This window comes from Roseivivax lentus, assembly GCF_900156805.1.
GTDB classification, from domain to species: domain Bacteria; phylum Pseudomonadota; class Alphaproteobacteria; order Rhodobacterales; family Rhodobacteraceae; genus Roseivivax; species Roseivivax lentus.
The window spans coordinates 37,374-51,775 of sequence record NZ_FTOQ01000020.1; the positions used below are offsets into that span (position 1 = coordinate 37,374).

Below are 14,402 nucleotides of genomic sequence, written 5' to 3' on the forward strand. Positions count from 1 at the left end.
CCTCACCGGAGCTTGGGAAACCCGCGACCGGTCCCGCCGGGCAATGGTCACTCGGCCGGCATGGCGGCCTCGTCTTCGCTGGCATCCCGCTTCCGTTCCCATTGCATGAGATCGTAGAGCACCGGCGTCAGGAACAGCGTCAGAAGCGACGCGAAGAGAAAGCCGCCGATGATGACGATGCCGATGGAAATCCGACTGGCAGCCCCCGCCCCGGTGGACAGGACCAGCGGCACCGCGCCGAGCACCGTCGACATCACTGTCATCAGGATCGGGCGCAGGCGCACGGTGGAGGCCTCGATCACCGCCTCGCGCACATCCATGCCCTTGGCGCGCAACTGATTGGCGAATTCCACGATCAGGATGCCGTTCTTGGCCATCAGGCCGATCAGCATGACCATGCCCACCTGCGTGTAGATGTTGACCGCCTGTCCCAGCGCGAAAAGCGCCAGAAGCGCGCCCGCGACCGCCAAGGGAACCGACAGCAGGATCACCACAGGCTGGATGAAGCTTTCGAACTGCGCGGCCAGAACGAGGAAGACCACCAGAAGCGCCAGCGCAAAGGTCGTCACGATCCCGCCCGATGTTTCCTGGAAGCTTTCCGCCTGACCCGAATAGGCGATCTGCATGTCCGACGGCAATTCTTCGGCCAATCGTTCGACCGTGGCGATGGCCGCACCCAGATCGACGCCGTCGGCCAGCGAGGCGGAAATCTCGACCGAGGGTTGCCGGTTGAAGCGGTTGAACGCGCTGACCGACGCCCGCCGTTCCAGCGTGACCAGCCCGTCGAGCGGCACGAGGCTGCCATCGGCGGCGCGCACGTTGATGCCGCGCAGATCGTCCGGATCCGCGCGCGCCTCATCCGGCGCCTGCAGGATCACCGGGTATTGCCGATCCCGCGATATGAACTCCGTCACCTCCGCCGAGGCGTAGAAGGTCCGCACCGCGTCCGAGATCGTGCGCGTGTCGATGCCGATCTCGCGGGCCAGCGCGCGGTTCACGTTGATGTCGAAGCCGGGCGTGTTGACCTCGTAGGCGCGGCGCACCCCGACAAGCTCCGGCGCGCTTCGCATCCGCTCTTCCAGCATGGCGGAATATTCCGCCGCGGCGTCGAAGCTGGGCGCCGTGACGATCAGTTCGAGACCCGACCCGGACCCCGCGCTCAGGCCGGAGGGCGCGAAGCTGCGCACGCTGGCCAGCGTTATCTCGGCAAATTTCGGACGCAGCTCGGCCAGCACGTCGCGCGGCCCCATCTCACGCGCGCCCCAGGGCGCCATCACCGCGACGACGAAGGCGCGGCCCGTCTCTCCGTATTGGCCGACGATGGCGATGGTATCGTCGACGATCCCGTCCTCCCGGTAGGGCGCGATGAGATCCTCGACCTGCGTCACCGCCGCATCGGTCAGTCCAAGCGCCGATCCTGCCGGGGCCTGGATCGAGACGAAGAAGATGCCGCGATCCTCGTCGGGTGTGAGTTGCGAAGGCAGGCTCTGATACAGCGTCCAAGACATGCCCGACAGCGCCGCCGCGATGCCGAGCACAAGCACGGGCATGCGGATCGCCCGGGTCAGAAGACGGCGATAGCCGCGCGACATCTTCTCCGTCACCGTCTGAACACCGCGGGCGAAGCCGCTGTCATTCATGCCTTTTTTCAGAACGAGGCTCGCAATCACCGGGCAGAGCGTCAGCGCCACGAAGGTGGACAGGGCCACCGCGATGGCGAGCGTGACGCCGAACTCGCGGAAGAGCTTGCCGATCTCCCCTTCGAGGAACGACAGCGGCACGAAGACCGCGATCAGCGTGGCCGAGGTCGACACGACGGCGAAAAACACCTCGTTGGCGCCGTTGCGCGCCGCCTGTTTCGGGTCCTCGCCATCCTCCACCTTGCGCTCGATATTCTCGAGCACGACGATGGCGTCGTCGACCACGAGGCCGATGGCCAGGATCAGCGCGAAGAGGGTCAGGATGTTGATGGAGAAGCCGGCGATGGCGATGCCCGCGCAGGCGCCCATCAGCGCGATGGGGATGGTCACCGCGGGCACGATGGTGGCCCGGATCGAGGTCAGGAAGACGTAGATCACGGCCACGACGATGGCGACCGAGATGGCCAGCGTGGTCAGGACCTGACGGATCGAGTTCTCAATGAAATCAGCATCATCCGAGGTGATCTGAAGGCTGGTTCCGTTCGGAAGATCGTTCTTGATCGCGGCGACCTCGGCGCTCACGGCCTTTGAGATGGACAGGGTATTGGCCGAGGATTGACGCAGGACGCCAAGCCCGATGGCGGTTTCGCCGTTGGCCCGGAACACGCTGTCGTCGGTCTCGGTGCCGATCTCGACCCGTGCCACGTCAGACAGCAGAATGCGTCCGGAAGGGCCGGTGCGGACGATCAGGCCCTCGAACGCCTCGACGCTGGTCAGCCGGGTTTCGGTGCGCAAGAGGTAGGTGCGCGAGCTGCTCTCGATCTGGCCCGCGGGCAGTTCGAGGTTGTTGGCCCGAAGCGCGCCGGCGATCTCGTTCGCGGTCACGCCGCGCGCTGCCATGGCGTCGGGATCGAGCCAGACCCGCATCGCATAGGGCCGGTCGCCGTAAATCTGCACCGCGGCGATCCCGGCCAGCGTCTCCAGCCGGTCCACGACGAAGCGGTCGGCATAATCGGTCAGCTCGGACGCGGACATGCGCTCGGAGGTCATGGTCATCCAGAGGATCGGGTCGCCCTGGCTGTCGTTCTTCTCGACCTGCGGCTCGTCGGCCTCCTCGGGCAGGTCGCCCGAGACTGCCTGCACCGCTGCCCGCACATCGGCGGCGGCCTGGTCGATGTCGCGACCCTGACCGAAAGTGATGACGCTCCGCAGACCGCCAAGCTCGGATTCCGTCGAGATACGGTCGATCCCGGCCACCGTAGAAATGGCGCTTTCGATCACGGTGGCGATTTCGCTGTCCACGACGCCCGGGCTCGCGCCGGTATAACCCACGCTGACGGTCACTTCCGCGGTCGTGGTATCGGGCAGTTCGCGCACGGGCATCCGTTGAAGACCGGCAATCCCCAGCACGAGGATCAGGATGGAAATGACCGTGGCGAGGACCGGTCGCTTGATGCTGATGTCGGAGAGGGTCATTCGAGGCCCTCCCGCGCGATGTCCTCGTCGATGGTGACCGGCGCGCCGTCCGACACGCGATCCCACCCGGCAATGACCACCTTATCACCCGCATTCAGTCCGGAGCGGGCTTCGATCAGCCCGCCCAGCGTGTTGCCGGGTTCGATCTCGGTCCGCGCGGCGGTGCCGTCCGAGACGACATAGACGTAGCTTGCAAAGCCCTCGCTGATGACCGCGTCATCCGGGATGGCGAGGCCCTCATAGGTCGACAGCACGATCCGGCTGTTGGCGAACATGCCGCCCGCAAGACGCCCATCGGTATTGTCGATCTCGGCCCGGATATCGAAACTGCGCGAGTTGAGGTCGATCTCGGGCGCGCGCACGGTGACTTTACCCTCGAATTCCTCATCGGGATAAGCCGGCGTGGTGAGCGTGAGCGACAAGCCCGGCGTGACGGATTGGAAGTACCGCTCGGGCAGCGACAGAGACACCTGCATGACCGACAGATCCGAGAGCCGCGTCACCGGCACCGATCCATCGAGGAAAGCGCCCGGTTCCACGTCGATGATCCCAAGGGTTCCGCCGAAGGGTGCCGTGATCCTGCGATCCTCGAGGGCGGCATTCGCCCGCTGCAAGGCGGCTTCGGCGCGCTTATAGGCGGCGCGGGTGCTTTCCAGACGCGCCTCGGCGGCGATGTTGCTGTCCGAAAGCTCGGTCACGCGCTGCAGTTCCAGGCGCGCCTCGCGCAGCGTGGCCTCGGCCTCGGCGAGGTCGGCGCGCGCCGCACGGTCATCCAGTTGTACCACGAGATCGCCCGCCGCGACCGATTGACCCGAGGAAACCGGCACCTCGGCGACCCGGCCCGGCACTTCGGGCACCAGCGCCACCGCGCGTACCGGCATGAGCGTGCCCACGGCCGAGACGCTGTCTTCGATCGTCGCGCGCTGAGGCTCGGCAACACCAACGCGCGTTGGCGGGCGCTCTCGCCCGGACTGCGCCCCCGCCGCGCCCTGATTCACGAGGATTTCCGTCCCGAACAGACCGGCGGCGGCAAAGCCTGCAACCACCACGGCGCTTGCCGCAACCTTCAAAAAACTCTTCATACCGATCTGCTCCTGTTCGCGACGCCGGATGCGTGATGCGTGACGTGCGGGCCAACGCGCCATGCCCCGGCTTTGTGCCGCGCATTCTGCGAAAGGTGTCAGTTGGTCGCAGGATGGGCTCGCGCGGCAGGGCGGGATCGGGGGAAGAGAGCCGGCCTGCACGACGACGCTGTCGGCGGCTTGAAGAGCCGCAGGCAGGTCGCGCTTACTGGAGATCCGGAGTTACGGGATAAAGAACAGGGAGGTCGGCCACCCGGAAAAGATCAGGGCCAGATCAGGTAGACATACCCCACATACCCGGTCAGCAGCACCGCACCTTCCCACCGCGCGATCTTCAGGCCGGTCCAGGCAAAGGCGAAGAGTGCAAGCGACACGCCGATCATCACGAGGTTGTCGAAGCTGACGATTTCCGCCGGGACGGCACCCGGGGCGATCAGCGCCGTGAAACCGCCGATCCCGAGAATATTGTAGATGTTCGAGCCGATGATGTTGCCGAAGGCCACATCGCCCTGCTTGCGCAGCCCGGCCACGATCGAGGTCACAAGTTCCGGCATCGACGTGCCCAAGGCGACGATGGTCAGCCCGATCACGGTTTCCGAGATCCCGAAACCGCGCGCCAGAGAAACGGCGCCATCGACGAGGAAACGCCCGCCCAGAACCACGAGCGCGAGGCCACCGATGGCGATCAGACCCGAGACCAGCAGCGAAGCCTGCGGCTGCGCAGGCAGAGACAGCGCCGGGTCCGCGTCTTGCAGCGCGACACTTTTGTCGTAGACGGCCCCATGGTCGGTCGGTGTGGCGGAGCTTTCCTGCCGGAAGGCCAGGTAGATATAGGCGACAAGGGCTCCGACGAAGAGCACGCCGACAACCCGTCCGAGCGGCATCGCAACCGCGATCAGCGAGAAAACGATGGCCACCGCGACCATCACAGCGCCGTCCCGCTTCAATGCCTGCGAAGTGACGACGATGGGGCTCAGAAGTGCCGCGCACCCGGCGATCAGCAGGATATTGGCGATGTTCGAGCCGACGATGTTGCCGTAGGCGATGCCCGGCGCGTCAGCGAGCGCCGCCTGCACGGAGGTCACCAGCTCGGGCGTCGAAGTGCCGAAGCCGACAAGGGTCAGGCCGATGACCAGCGGTGACACGCCGAGGCCCGTGGCGACCTGGACAGACCCGCGGACGAGGAATTCTCCCCCGACGATCAGCAGGACGAGACCGCCCAGAAGTGGTAGCCAGATATCCATAAAACCCCATTCCCATCCGCCGATGGGCGGATGTCACGTTCGGCGGCCCGGCGCGGGCCAGTACCGTTTAAATCTTCGATTCATTATCGACGTAACAAAGATTTCGTCGTCTCGAAACCGTCGAGAGCCGCAAGACCTGTCCCCGACACGGATGATGCCGGGGACTGCCTTGTCATGATCCTGACGGTGTCATTCCGTGGCAGGAACGGCCTGTTCGATTGCCGGGGCCACCGTGGAGGTGGCGTCGGTCCCGAACCAGTCGAAGGCGTATCCGAAAGCGGCGATCAGAACGATCGCGCCCGCGGCCACGCCTGCCCAGACCAGCCAGCTGGTCCGTTTCGGCGCATGTACATTCATTGCCATGTCTGTGGTCCTGAAATGCTGAGGTCAATCATCCGGGCGGGACGACTTAGTCAGCAGGCTCCTCGACCATGCCGGCCTCGAGGGCGGCGGCAAGCTCGGCTTCGTCCAGAACGATGTCGTCGCTGGTATCGATTTCAGCGAAATCCTCTTCGGACATCGAGGGGTATTTCACCGTCACTTCGGTGAAGGAAACCAGGCTGTCGCCATCGGTGTCGAGATCCGAAACCGAAAGCGCGAAAGCCGGGGCCGCGAACAGAGCGACCGCGATGGCACTCACTGCTGCACGACGCATGTCAGTCTTCTCCTCTGGAGTTGTTCGAGGGGACAATCCCCCTGAGCCCCAGATAAATCGGCGTGGGCATCGGGCCTTTCAAGGGACGCGAAGAGGCGTCGAAAAATAAATCTATTAAGAGAATGTATGTTATATATCAGTTCATTAGAGTCCTCTTCGCAAGCCAAAGCGGTTGAAGAAAAAAGCGTTCTCTCAAAATTCCGGCGTCGCCCATACACGCGCATCGCTCGGCTCATCCCCGCGGGCGTAGCGGTCCCCGATCCGCGTCTCCCGTACCGTGCAGCGCCATATCTCAGGCGGTGCTCGCCCGGGAATTCCACCGCTCTTGCCGGCCCAGCGAAAGCAGCCTCCAGGCCCTGCACACCTCCGAAAATAATTCTTCTCGAGGCTCTCCAAACCGATGTCAGCCATGCACAGATCCGCAACTGGCTCGCTTGGGCCGGGGGCTCCCCCAACATCTCAAGGCATACGGAAATGACCGCTTCCCTGCTTGTGGTCCTCGGCGCTCTCGCCGTCGCACAAGCCTATCTCACCATCTCCATCGCTGCCGCCTTCGTCGAAGCGCGATACCTGAAAACGCTACTTCCGGGCCGTCAGGCGGATCCGGACAGGATCGTGACCTGCGCGGTCGAGGCGACCGCCCTGATTTCTACCATCGTCACCGCGGCGCTCGCCGCCATTCTCTGGATAGTCCTGACATGACGTTCCTGTCCTCGGGTCTCATTGTTGTCGCCGCTTATCTCATCATGCTCGCCGTCTTCGGCTACATGCTCCTCACGACGCCCCGGGACCGCGCGTTGAAGCCAGACCCGTCCCTGGATGCAGCCCCCGGCTTCGGGTTGAAAATGACCGGCCTGGTTGCCGCGGCTACGCTGATCGGAACCTCGCTCGTGATGTGGCTCGACATGTGACCCTCAATCGGACCCTGCCTGTCACCCTTTGGGCAATCAGGGGCGATCCCGTCTCGTCCGTCGATATCTGTTCCCGCAGGATCAGCATCTTGCGGGTCTCCATTCTCATGCGCCTTGCGGCGCAGCGGCGAGGGGACGGGATTTCAGGACACGGAAGGCGAAGACCAGCAGGATCACGATCGCGAACGTACCGGCACCGAGGGCCATCGCGCTGTCGGGCGTCCCGGTACGGTCCACCAGCCCGCCCGCGATGGTCGGCGCGACCGCCATCACCGCGTGATACAGCGTGAAGAAGACGCCCATTCCGAAGGCGCGCCGCTCCGGCGCGACGGCCTGACCGCTCAGCGCCATAATGACGCCCGCCGGCGCCATGCCGATGATGCCGAACAGAAGACTGGCGCCCAAGCCCGCACCGGGCACAGGCAGCAGCAGGAAGGATGCCATTCCCGCCAGCATGCCAAGCGTCAGCACGAGGTCGCGCCGCCCGAACCGGTCGACGATCTGCCCGCAGGCCGCACCCGAGACGATCATGACCCAGCTTGCCACGCTGATCACCGATGCCGCCGCGAGCATGGTCGCGCCCTGCGCCTCGAGCACCGCGGGACCGAAGCTGAGCCAGCTGATATAGCCTGCGTTGAACAGCCCCCAGGCGAGCCCCGCGCAGCAGATCAGCGCCCATTCGCGCGGCAGAAGCCGCATGCTGCGCCCGGTGAACCGGGGCAGGTCGTGCGGCGGGCGATAGATCGCCCAAACGCCAATCGCCGCCAGCGCGCACCAGGCCGAAGCCACAAGGAAGGGCAGCCGCCAGTCGAACAACGTGACCAGCCAAGTGTGACCGATCTGGCCAATGGCGATGCCGAAGGGCCAGCTCATCACCAGAAGCGACATCGCGGTGGCGATCTCGCGCCCGCCGAACCAATCCGCGACCATCTTAGTGAAATAGAGCGTCACGACAAGGAACCCGGCGCCCGCAAGGATCCGGCCGAGGCCGAGCGTCTCGGGCCCCGCGGCGAAGGCCGACAGTAGACCGCCACCCGCCAGTGCCGCCAGACCGGCCGCAGACAGAGCCCGGTCCGAGGCGAAGCGCGCGAAGGCGCCCGCAGGCAGAGCGAGGAACAGGCCCGGCGCCATGAACAGCCCGATCATCAGGCCAAGCTGCGCGTTGTCGAAGGCGAAGGCGTCGGCGATCTCGCGACCGGCCGATCCGACCGTCTGGAACTGCACGCCCAGCCCGGCACGCGCGATGAACAGAAGCGCCAGGATGCGCCAGCGCAGGGCGATGCGAGCCGGGCGCGTTTCTGCTGCATGCGTCATGTCTCTTGCTCCAAGTCGTTGCCGCATGGGCGGACGTGGTGGGGGTCAGCGCCGTCGATCAGGCGCAGCCCGACCGACGCGCGTTTCAGTCTGATGCCGGTTTCGCCGCGGCGCGCTGTTCGTCCTCTGCCCATCTTTCCGTTCCCTTCGGTGGTTGGAAAAAGCATGACAGAACCCGTCCCGGCGCGGCATCGGCCCGATGCAGTATTCTGCGCGGAGTCCGTGCAGTATTTTTCATACTGCATCTGCGGGATTGCCTCATGCGCCCCCGGGCGACAGGATCGACCTGCCAGAAGGACCCGCCACGCCATGACGCAAGACGCTCTCAGCCCGCGCGAGATCGAGATCGCCAACGCCTATGCGCAGGGGGACACCTACGGGACGATAGCGAACCGCTTGGGCATCGCGCCGACCACCGTGCGCACGCATCTCGCCACGATCTATCGCAAGATGGGCGTCTCCTCGAAGCTCGACCTGCATGCCCGGCTGAACGGCACCGCAGCCCCCGCAGCGGACAGTACCGATTTCGCGGCGGTCATCTCCGAGCTGGCGCTGAGCCTCGAAGAAGCGCTGCGCCGCGAAAGCGCGATGGCGGAGGTGCTGCGCATCATCAGCCGGTCCGAGGGCGATATCGATGCAGTGGTCTCGGCGATCCTCGGCCATGCGCTGGAACTTTGCGAGGCGGAATTCGGCATCCTGTTCGACTATCACGGCCAGAACCGCTTCGGCATGACGCATGTCCGTGGAATCCCGGACACGTTCCGCGACTGGATGGACGCGCAGGGCGCCTTTGACGTGGGACCGCAGACCGCCCTGGGCCGTCTGGTCTCCACCCATGCGCCGGTCAATATCCTCGACGTGCGCGCCGAAGAGATCTTTCGCAGCGAGAACCCGCTGCGATGGGCCACGGCGCATCTGGGGGGCGCCCGGTCCTTCGTGGCGATCCCGATGCTGTCGGGCGAGCGTCTGGCGGGCGCCTTCACCATCTACCGACAGACCGTCCGGCCGTTTTCCGAAGCGACCGTGGCGCTGGCGCAGATCTTCGCCGATCAGAGCCTGATCGCGCTGGAGAATGCACGCCTCTTCGCCGCGCTGAAAGACGCCGCCGGGCCGGACTGACCGCGTGGCCCGGACCGGGGGCCGCGGCAATAGCGTAAAGACTGGCCGGGGTCGGCAGGAGATCACGGGCAATTCGGCGACCAGATCGCGCAGGACAATCCCGGCACCCCGCAATATCGTGTCACCGAATGTCGCCATGAGCTGGACAAAAATCATGCACCAAAGCGCAGAGGCCATGAAACGCGAACTGGACGAGGGCGCGACGAACGCCGCCTCGCTTGCGCAGGACGCTCTCACGCGGGCCACCGCGCTCAACGATGAGCTTGCGGCTTTCATCGCGCTCTGCCCCGAGGATGCGCAGCACGCAGCCCGCGAAAGCGACGCCCGCCGGGTAGAGGGCAGGGCGCGCGGACCGCTCGACGGGATACCCTTCGCCGTGAAGAACAACATGGATGTGGCGGGGCTCGTCACCACCTGCGGCACCGCCATGAAGCTGGCCCCGGCGGCGCGGGATGCGACAGTCGTCGCCCGGTTGCGCGCGGCGGGCGCCGTGCTGATCGGCGCGCTCAACATGCATGAAGGCGCGCTTGGTGCCACCAACGACAACCCGGTCTGGGGCAGGTGCCAGAACCCGCTGCGGGCCGGGTATACGCCCGGTGGCTCCAGCGGGGGCAGTGCGGCGGCCGTCGCGGCGGGGATCGTTCCCTTCGCCCTCGGGTCCGACACGATGGGCTCGGTCCGGATACCCGCCGCCTATTGCGGATTGTGGGGGCTGAAACCGACGGCGGGGCGGCTCTCCTCCGCCGGTCTTGCGCATCTTGCCTGGACGCTCGATGCGATCGGGCCCATGGCCCGCGCTCCGGAGGATCTGGCGCGCGTGATGGCCGCGCTGGACGGCTTCGACTCCGGCGATCCGCTCAGCGCGTCCTTCCCGGACGGGCAGGGGCCGCAGAGCCTCGCGGGTCTGACATTCGGAATACCCGACGCGGCGCTGCTCGACGGATGCGAAGACGCCGTCCGCGCTGGGTTCGAGACCTTCGTCGACGGTCTGCGCGAGCGCGGGGCCGAGGTCGAAGTCGTCTCCATTCCCAACTGGACCGTCGCGACCTTGCGGCGCGCCTGCCTGCTCATTGCGGAAGTCGAAGGCGCCGCAATCATGGGTGACAGGATCGATGCCCCGGGCCTGTCCGATGCGTTCCGATCCATGCTGCGCTTCGGCCGGGATGCGGGCGCGATCAAGGTCACGCAGGCCTACCGCGTGATCCTCGAGACGCGGCGCGGCTTCGAACATGCGATCCATAGTCTCGACGGTTTCGTCACGCCAACCGTGCCCCATCGCGCCTTCCCCCATGGCGACCCGGTTCCGGCCAATCAGGCCGATTTCACCACCCTTTCCAATGCCGCCGGTGCCCCGGCACTCTGCCTGCCTCTGGCGGCCACGGACGGCGGCTTGCCGGTCAGCATGCAGATCATGGGCCCGGCGGGCACCGATATGCGGCTCATCCGGATGGCGACGTCGATGTCGGATATGACGCAGGTTGCGCGCTGGAACCTGCAGGAGGCCCTCGATCCGGCATTTCGGTAACGGCCGGCGGCGCTCAGTCCAACAGGCGTTTCAGATAGGTGCCGTAATCGTTCTTGCCGAACTCGGACGCGCGCCGCGTCACCTGCGCGGCATCGATCCACCCGGCCTCATAAGCGATCTCGTCTGGATTGCCGATCTGAAGGCCTTGGCGTTGCACCAGTGTGCGGACGAAGTTCCCGGCATCAAGGAGGCTTCCGTGGGTGCCGGTGTCGAGCCAGGCATAGCCGCGGCCCATGCGGCGCACGTCGAGTTGGCCGTCGGCGAGGTAGCTTTCCAGCAGCGTGGTGATCTCGAGCTCTCCGCGCGCGGAGGGCTTTACCTGCGCGGCGCGGGCAGGGGCGGTGCCGTCGAGGAAGTAGAGTCCGGTCACGGCATAGGGCGAGGGCGGGTTCGCGGGCTTTTCGATGATATGGGTCACCCGGCCGTCGGCGTCGTAATCGACCACGCCGTAGCGCTCCGGATCGGCGACGCGGTAGCCGAACACGGTGCCACCGGTCTCCTTGGCATCCGCATCCGCCAGAAGCTCGGGCAGGCCGTGGCCGAAGAAGACGTTGTCGCCCAGGACCATCGCCGAGGGCGCGCCCGCGAGGAAGTCCTCGGCCAGAAGATAGGCCTGTGCGAGCCCGTCCGGGTAGGGCTGCTCGATATAGGTGAGCGACAGGCCCCATTGCGACCCGTCACCCAGCGTGCGGCGGAACTGGTCCTGATCCTCGGGCGTGGTGATCACGCAGATCTCGCGGATTCCCGCCAGCATCAGGACCGAGAGCGGGTAATAGACCATCGGCTTGTCGTAGACCGGCAAAAGCTGTTTCGAGACACCCATGGTGATCGGGTAAAGTCGGGTGCCCGAGCCGCCGGCGAGAATGATGCCCTTGCGGTTGGTCATGAGGAAAGCTCCTTCAGGATGTCGTCGAGGCCCGCGCGCCAATCGGGGGCGGGGAGGCCGAAGATCGTCTCTGTTTCTGCACAATCGAGCCGGGAATTGAGCGGCCGCGCCGCCGGGGTCGGGTAGTCGCGGCTCGGGATATCGGTCACGGAGCAGCGCAGTCCGGCGCGGTCGAAGATCGCGCGGGCGAACTCCGCCCAGCTGACAGGCGGCTGACCCGCGAAGTGATAGGTGCCGGACTTCGCAGGATCGGCGATGAGCTGCTCCGCGATGGACAGGCAGGCCGCGGCGATGTCCCGCGCGGGCGTCGGCCCGCCGATCTGGTCGGCAACGATGTTCAGCGCGTCGCGCTCGGCACCCAGCCGCAGCATGGTCTTCACGAAGTTCGCGCCATGGGCAGACACGACCCAAGAGGTGCGCAGGATTGCGTGTGTGCCGCCCGCCGCGCACACAGCCTCTTCACCTGCAAGCTTTGAACGCCCATAGGCATTGATCGGCGCAACCGCATCGCTGGGCTGCCACGGTGTCTTCCCCGAGCCGTCGAAGACGTAATCGGTGGAGATATGCACCAGCGGGATGCCCGATGCGGCGCAGGCATCCGCCATCGCGCCGGGACCGATCGCATTCAGGGCGAAGGCTGCATCCTCTTCGCTCTCCGCGCGATCGACGGCGGTATAGGCCGCCGCATTGATCACCGCGCGCGGCTCATGCGACTCTATTGCTGCCCGGATGGCGCCCGGATCGCCCGCATCGCAAGCGTCGCGGCCAAGGCAGGTCACGCCGCCCGCCCGCGCCAACTCCCTCGCCACCTGCCCGGATTGGCCGAAAACGAGGATCATGTGCCGGTCCCGAGACGTTGGCCCACGCCGTCACGCTCCAGGAGCGCGCGCCACCAATCCTCGTTCTCGAGATACCAGCGCACGGTCTTCTCGAGGCCTTCTTCCACGGTGACCGAGGGCAGCCAACCCAGCTCCTCGCGGATGCGCGTGGGGTCGATCGCGTAGCGCAGATCGTGGCCCGGGCGGTCTGTGACGAACGCGATCAGGCTGGAATAGGGTCGATCCGCGGGCTTCAGCCGGTCGAGGATCGCGCAGATGGTCTCGACCAGCGCGAGGTTCGTCCGCTCGTTCTCGCCGCCGATATTGTAGCTGCGCCCCAGCGCGCCCTTCTCCAGCACGAGCAGCAGCGCATCGGCGTGATCCTCCACATAGAGCCAGTCGCGCACGTTCTCGCCCGCGCCATAGACCGGGATGGGCCGACCGTGCAGGGCGTTCAGAATCACCACCGGGATCAGCTTCTCCGGGAAGTGGTAGGGCCCGTAATTGTTGGAGCAGTTCGACAGCACCACCGGCAGCCCGTAGGTTTCGCCCCAGGCGCGCACGAGGTGATCGGAGGCGGCCTTCGAGGCAGAGTAGGGCGAGCGCGGATCGTAGGGCGTCTCCTCGGTGAACTGACCGTCGGGACCGAGCGAGCCGAAGACCTCGTCGGTGGAGACATGGTGAAAGCGGAACGTCTCCGGGCGTCCTTCAGCGTTCCAATAGGCGCGCGCGGCCTCCAGAAGATGGAACGTGCCCATCACGTTGGTGTCCATGAAGGTGCCCGGGCCGTCGATGGAGCGGTCCACATGGCTTTCGGCGGCCAGATGCATGACCGCGTCGGGCTCGTGTTTGGCGAAGATCCGGTCGAGCGCCCCGCGATCGCGGATATCCGCATGTTCGAACGCATAAAGTGGGCTGTCCGCGACCGAGGCCACGTTGTCGAGGCAGGCCGCATAGGTCAGCGCGTCGAGATTGACCACGCTGTGCCCGCGCGACACCGCCAGACGCACCACCGCAGAGCCTATGAACCCCGCGCCGCCGGTGATGAGAACCTTCATACTGTTTCCCTCATTCACGTCGTGATCGCCAGATCCCGATCCGATACCAGCTCTTCCTTGCGTAGCCGCCAAGGATCACTTCTGCCAGCGGCTGACACATCATTCCCGAACATTCAGGCTCTGTCAGAGGCTTTTCAGACAGTATTCGACCGCAGATCGGGGTTTTGAGGTGACCGGACTTGCCGCTGCAACAGAACCGGCGGAGCGACTGAACTCATGTCCGACCGCTTCGAGCTTACGTTCTCGTCCTGGACTTGCCCCCAACTCTGGGCTGCCGTCCTGAGCGCCGACGCGCCATCCTGGCGATAAAGCTTTGGAGATCGGAGAACCTGCCGACGCGTATGAGCCAAAAGATGTGCCGCATTATCCACCGCCAGCCAACTGTCATCAACCTGCGACAAGACCTCCACGCGGTACAACTCGCGTTTGCCCATGATCACCCATCCCATGCACAATCTCCCGCAGTCTATTGGGGGAGAGAGAGTTTCCTGAGTTGGTCATGGGTGACTTTTAGCTTTGCTGCTTGATGGCTCAAGGGTCGTTGCGACGTTTTCCGCTATCTCAGTTTCATCATCTCTTCTCTGAAGGCTTCGGTTGGGGTGCGCCATCCGAGGCATTTTCTGGGTGTCCCGTTCAGGCGGTCACAAATCGCCTTCATATTGCGATTTGAGAGC

General features: G+C 65.4%; 13 protein-coding genes and 1 pseudogene. 4 read left to right on the top strand and 10 right to left on the bottom strand.

What is annotated here, in order from left to right; translation table 11 throughout:
- Positions 1-47: 47 nt before the first annotated feature.
- From BW990_RS19030 to BW990_RS19045, 5 genes are all read right to left on the bottom strand, one after another.
- Positions 48-3,116: an efflux RND transporter permease subunit gene (locus BW990_RS19030; protein ID WP_076450718.1), complete on the bottom strand. Its 3,069-nt coding sequence runs from the start codon at positions 3,114-3,116 to the stop codon at positions 48-50.
- A complete protein-coding gene (locus BW990_RS19035) occupies positions 3,113-4,198 on the bottom strand; it encodes an efflux RND transporter periplasmic adaptor subunit (RefSeq protein ID WP_076450721.1) in 1,086 nt (361 codons plus the stop codon). The genes BW990_RS19030 and BW990_RS19035 overlap by 4 nt, the downstream gene beginning before the upstream one ends.
- Before the next feature lie 263 nt (positions 4,199-4,461).
- Positions 4,462-5,442 carry a calcium/sodium antiporter gene (locus BW990_RS19040; protein ID WP_076450723.1) on the bottom strand — a complete coding sequence of 327 codons (981 nt, stop codon included), beginning with the start codon at positions 5,440-5,442 and terminating at the stop codon, positions 4,462-4,464.
- A gap of 189 nt (positions 5,443-5,631) precedes the next feature.
- Positions 5,632-5,805 carry a hypothetical protein gene (locus BW990_RS21965; RefSeq protein ID WP_159441690.1) on the bottom strand — a complete coding sequence of 58 codons (174 nt, stop codon included), beginning with the start codon at positions 5,803-5,805 and terminating at the stop codon, positions 5,632-5,634.
- Positions 5,806-5,851: 46 nt separating this feature from the next.
- The gene (locus BW990_RS19045) at positions 5,852-6,097 is read right to left on the bottom strand and encodes a hypothetical protein (protein WP_076450725.1); all 246 of its coding nucleotides are present in this window, start codon (positions 6,095-6,097) and stop codon (positions 5,852-5,854) included.
- 474 nt (positions 6,098-6,571) lie between these two features.
- On the opposite strand from BW990_RS19045, the gene BW990_RS19050 reads away from it, so the two are divergent.
- On the top strand, positions 6,572-6,799 hold the full coding sequence (locus tag BW990_RS19050) for a hypothetical protein (protein ID WP_076450728.1): 228 nt from the start codon (positions 6,572-6,574) through the stop codon (positions 6,797-6,799).
- Positions 6,796-7,008: a hypothetical protein gene (locus BW990_RS19055; RefSeq protein WP_076450730.1), complete on the top strand. Its 213-nt coding sequence runs from the start codon at positions 6,796-6,798 to the stop codon at positions 7,006-7,008. The genes BW990_RS19050 and BW990_RS19055 overlap by 4 nt, the downstream gene beginning before the upstream one ends.
- 105 nt (positions 7,009-7,113) lie before the next feature.
- On the opposite strand, the gene BW990_RS19060 is transcribed toward BW990_RS19055, so the two are convergent.
- Positions 7,114-8,322, bottom strand: coding sequence for an MFS transporter (locus BW990_RS19060; RefSeq protein WP_234990314.1), 1,209 nt, complete (start codon positions 8,320-8,322; stop codon positions 7,114-7,116).
- A 309-nt stretch (positions 8,323-8,631) separates the two neighbouring features.
- Between BW990_RS19060 and BW990_RS19065 the strand changes: the two genes are divergently transcribed.
- Positions 8,632-9,441 carry a LuxR C-terminal-related transcriptional regulator gene (locus BW990_RS19065; protein ID WP_076450733.1) on the top strand — a complete coding sequence of 270 codons (810 nt, stop codon included), beginning with the start codon at positions 8,632-8,634 and terminating at the stop codon, positions 9,439-9,441.
- Between the two features lie 175 nt (positions 9,442-9,616).
- On the top strand, positions 9,617-10,966 hold the full coding sequence (locus BW990_RS19070) for an amidase (protein ID WP_159441691.1): 1,350 nt from the start codon (positions 9,617-9,619) through the stop codon (positions 10,964-10,966).
- A 13-nt stretch (positions 10,967-10,979) separates the two neighbouring features.
- On the opposite strand, the gene rfbA is transcribed toward BW990_RS19070, so the two are convergent.
- The 4 genes and pseudogenes from rfbA to BW990_RS22380 form a co-directional block, all read right to left on the bottom strand.
- Positions 10,980-11,852 (bottom strand): glucose-1-phosphate thymidylyltransferase RfbA, encoded by an 873-nt coding sequence (gene rfbA / locus BW990_RS19075; protein ID WP_076450735.1) that lies wholly within the window; start codon positions 11,850-11,852, stop codon positions 10,980-10,982.
- A complete protein-coding gene (gene rfbD, locus BW990_RS19080) occupies positions 11,849-12,691 on the bottom strand; it encodes a dTDP-4-dehydrorhamnose reductase (protein ID WP_076450737.1) in 843 nt (280 codons plus the stop codon). Before rfbD ends, rfbA begins: the two co-directional genes overlap by 4 nt.
- Entirely contained in the window at positions 12,688-13,728 is a 1,041-nt protein-coding gene (gene rfbB, locus BW990_RS19085; RefSeq protein WP_076450739.1) for a dTDP-glucose 4,6-dehydratase, read from the bottom strand. Before rfbB ends, rfbD begins: the two co-directional genes overlap by 4 nt.
- Positions 13,729-14,284: 556 nt before the next feature.
- Positions 14,285-14,402 (bottom strand): annotated as a pseudogene (locus BW990_RS22380) (IS30 family transposase); the annotation flags it as partial.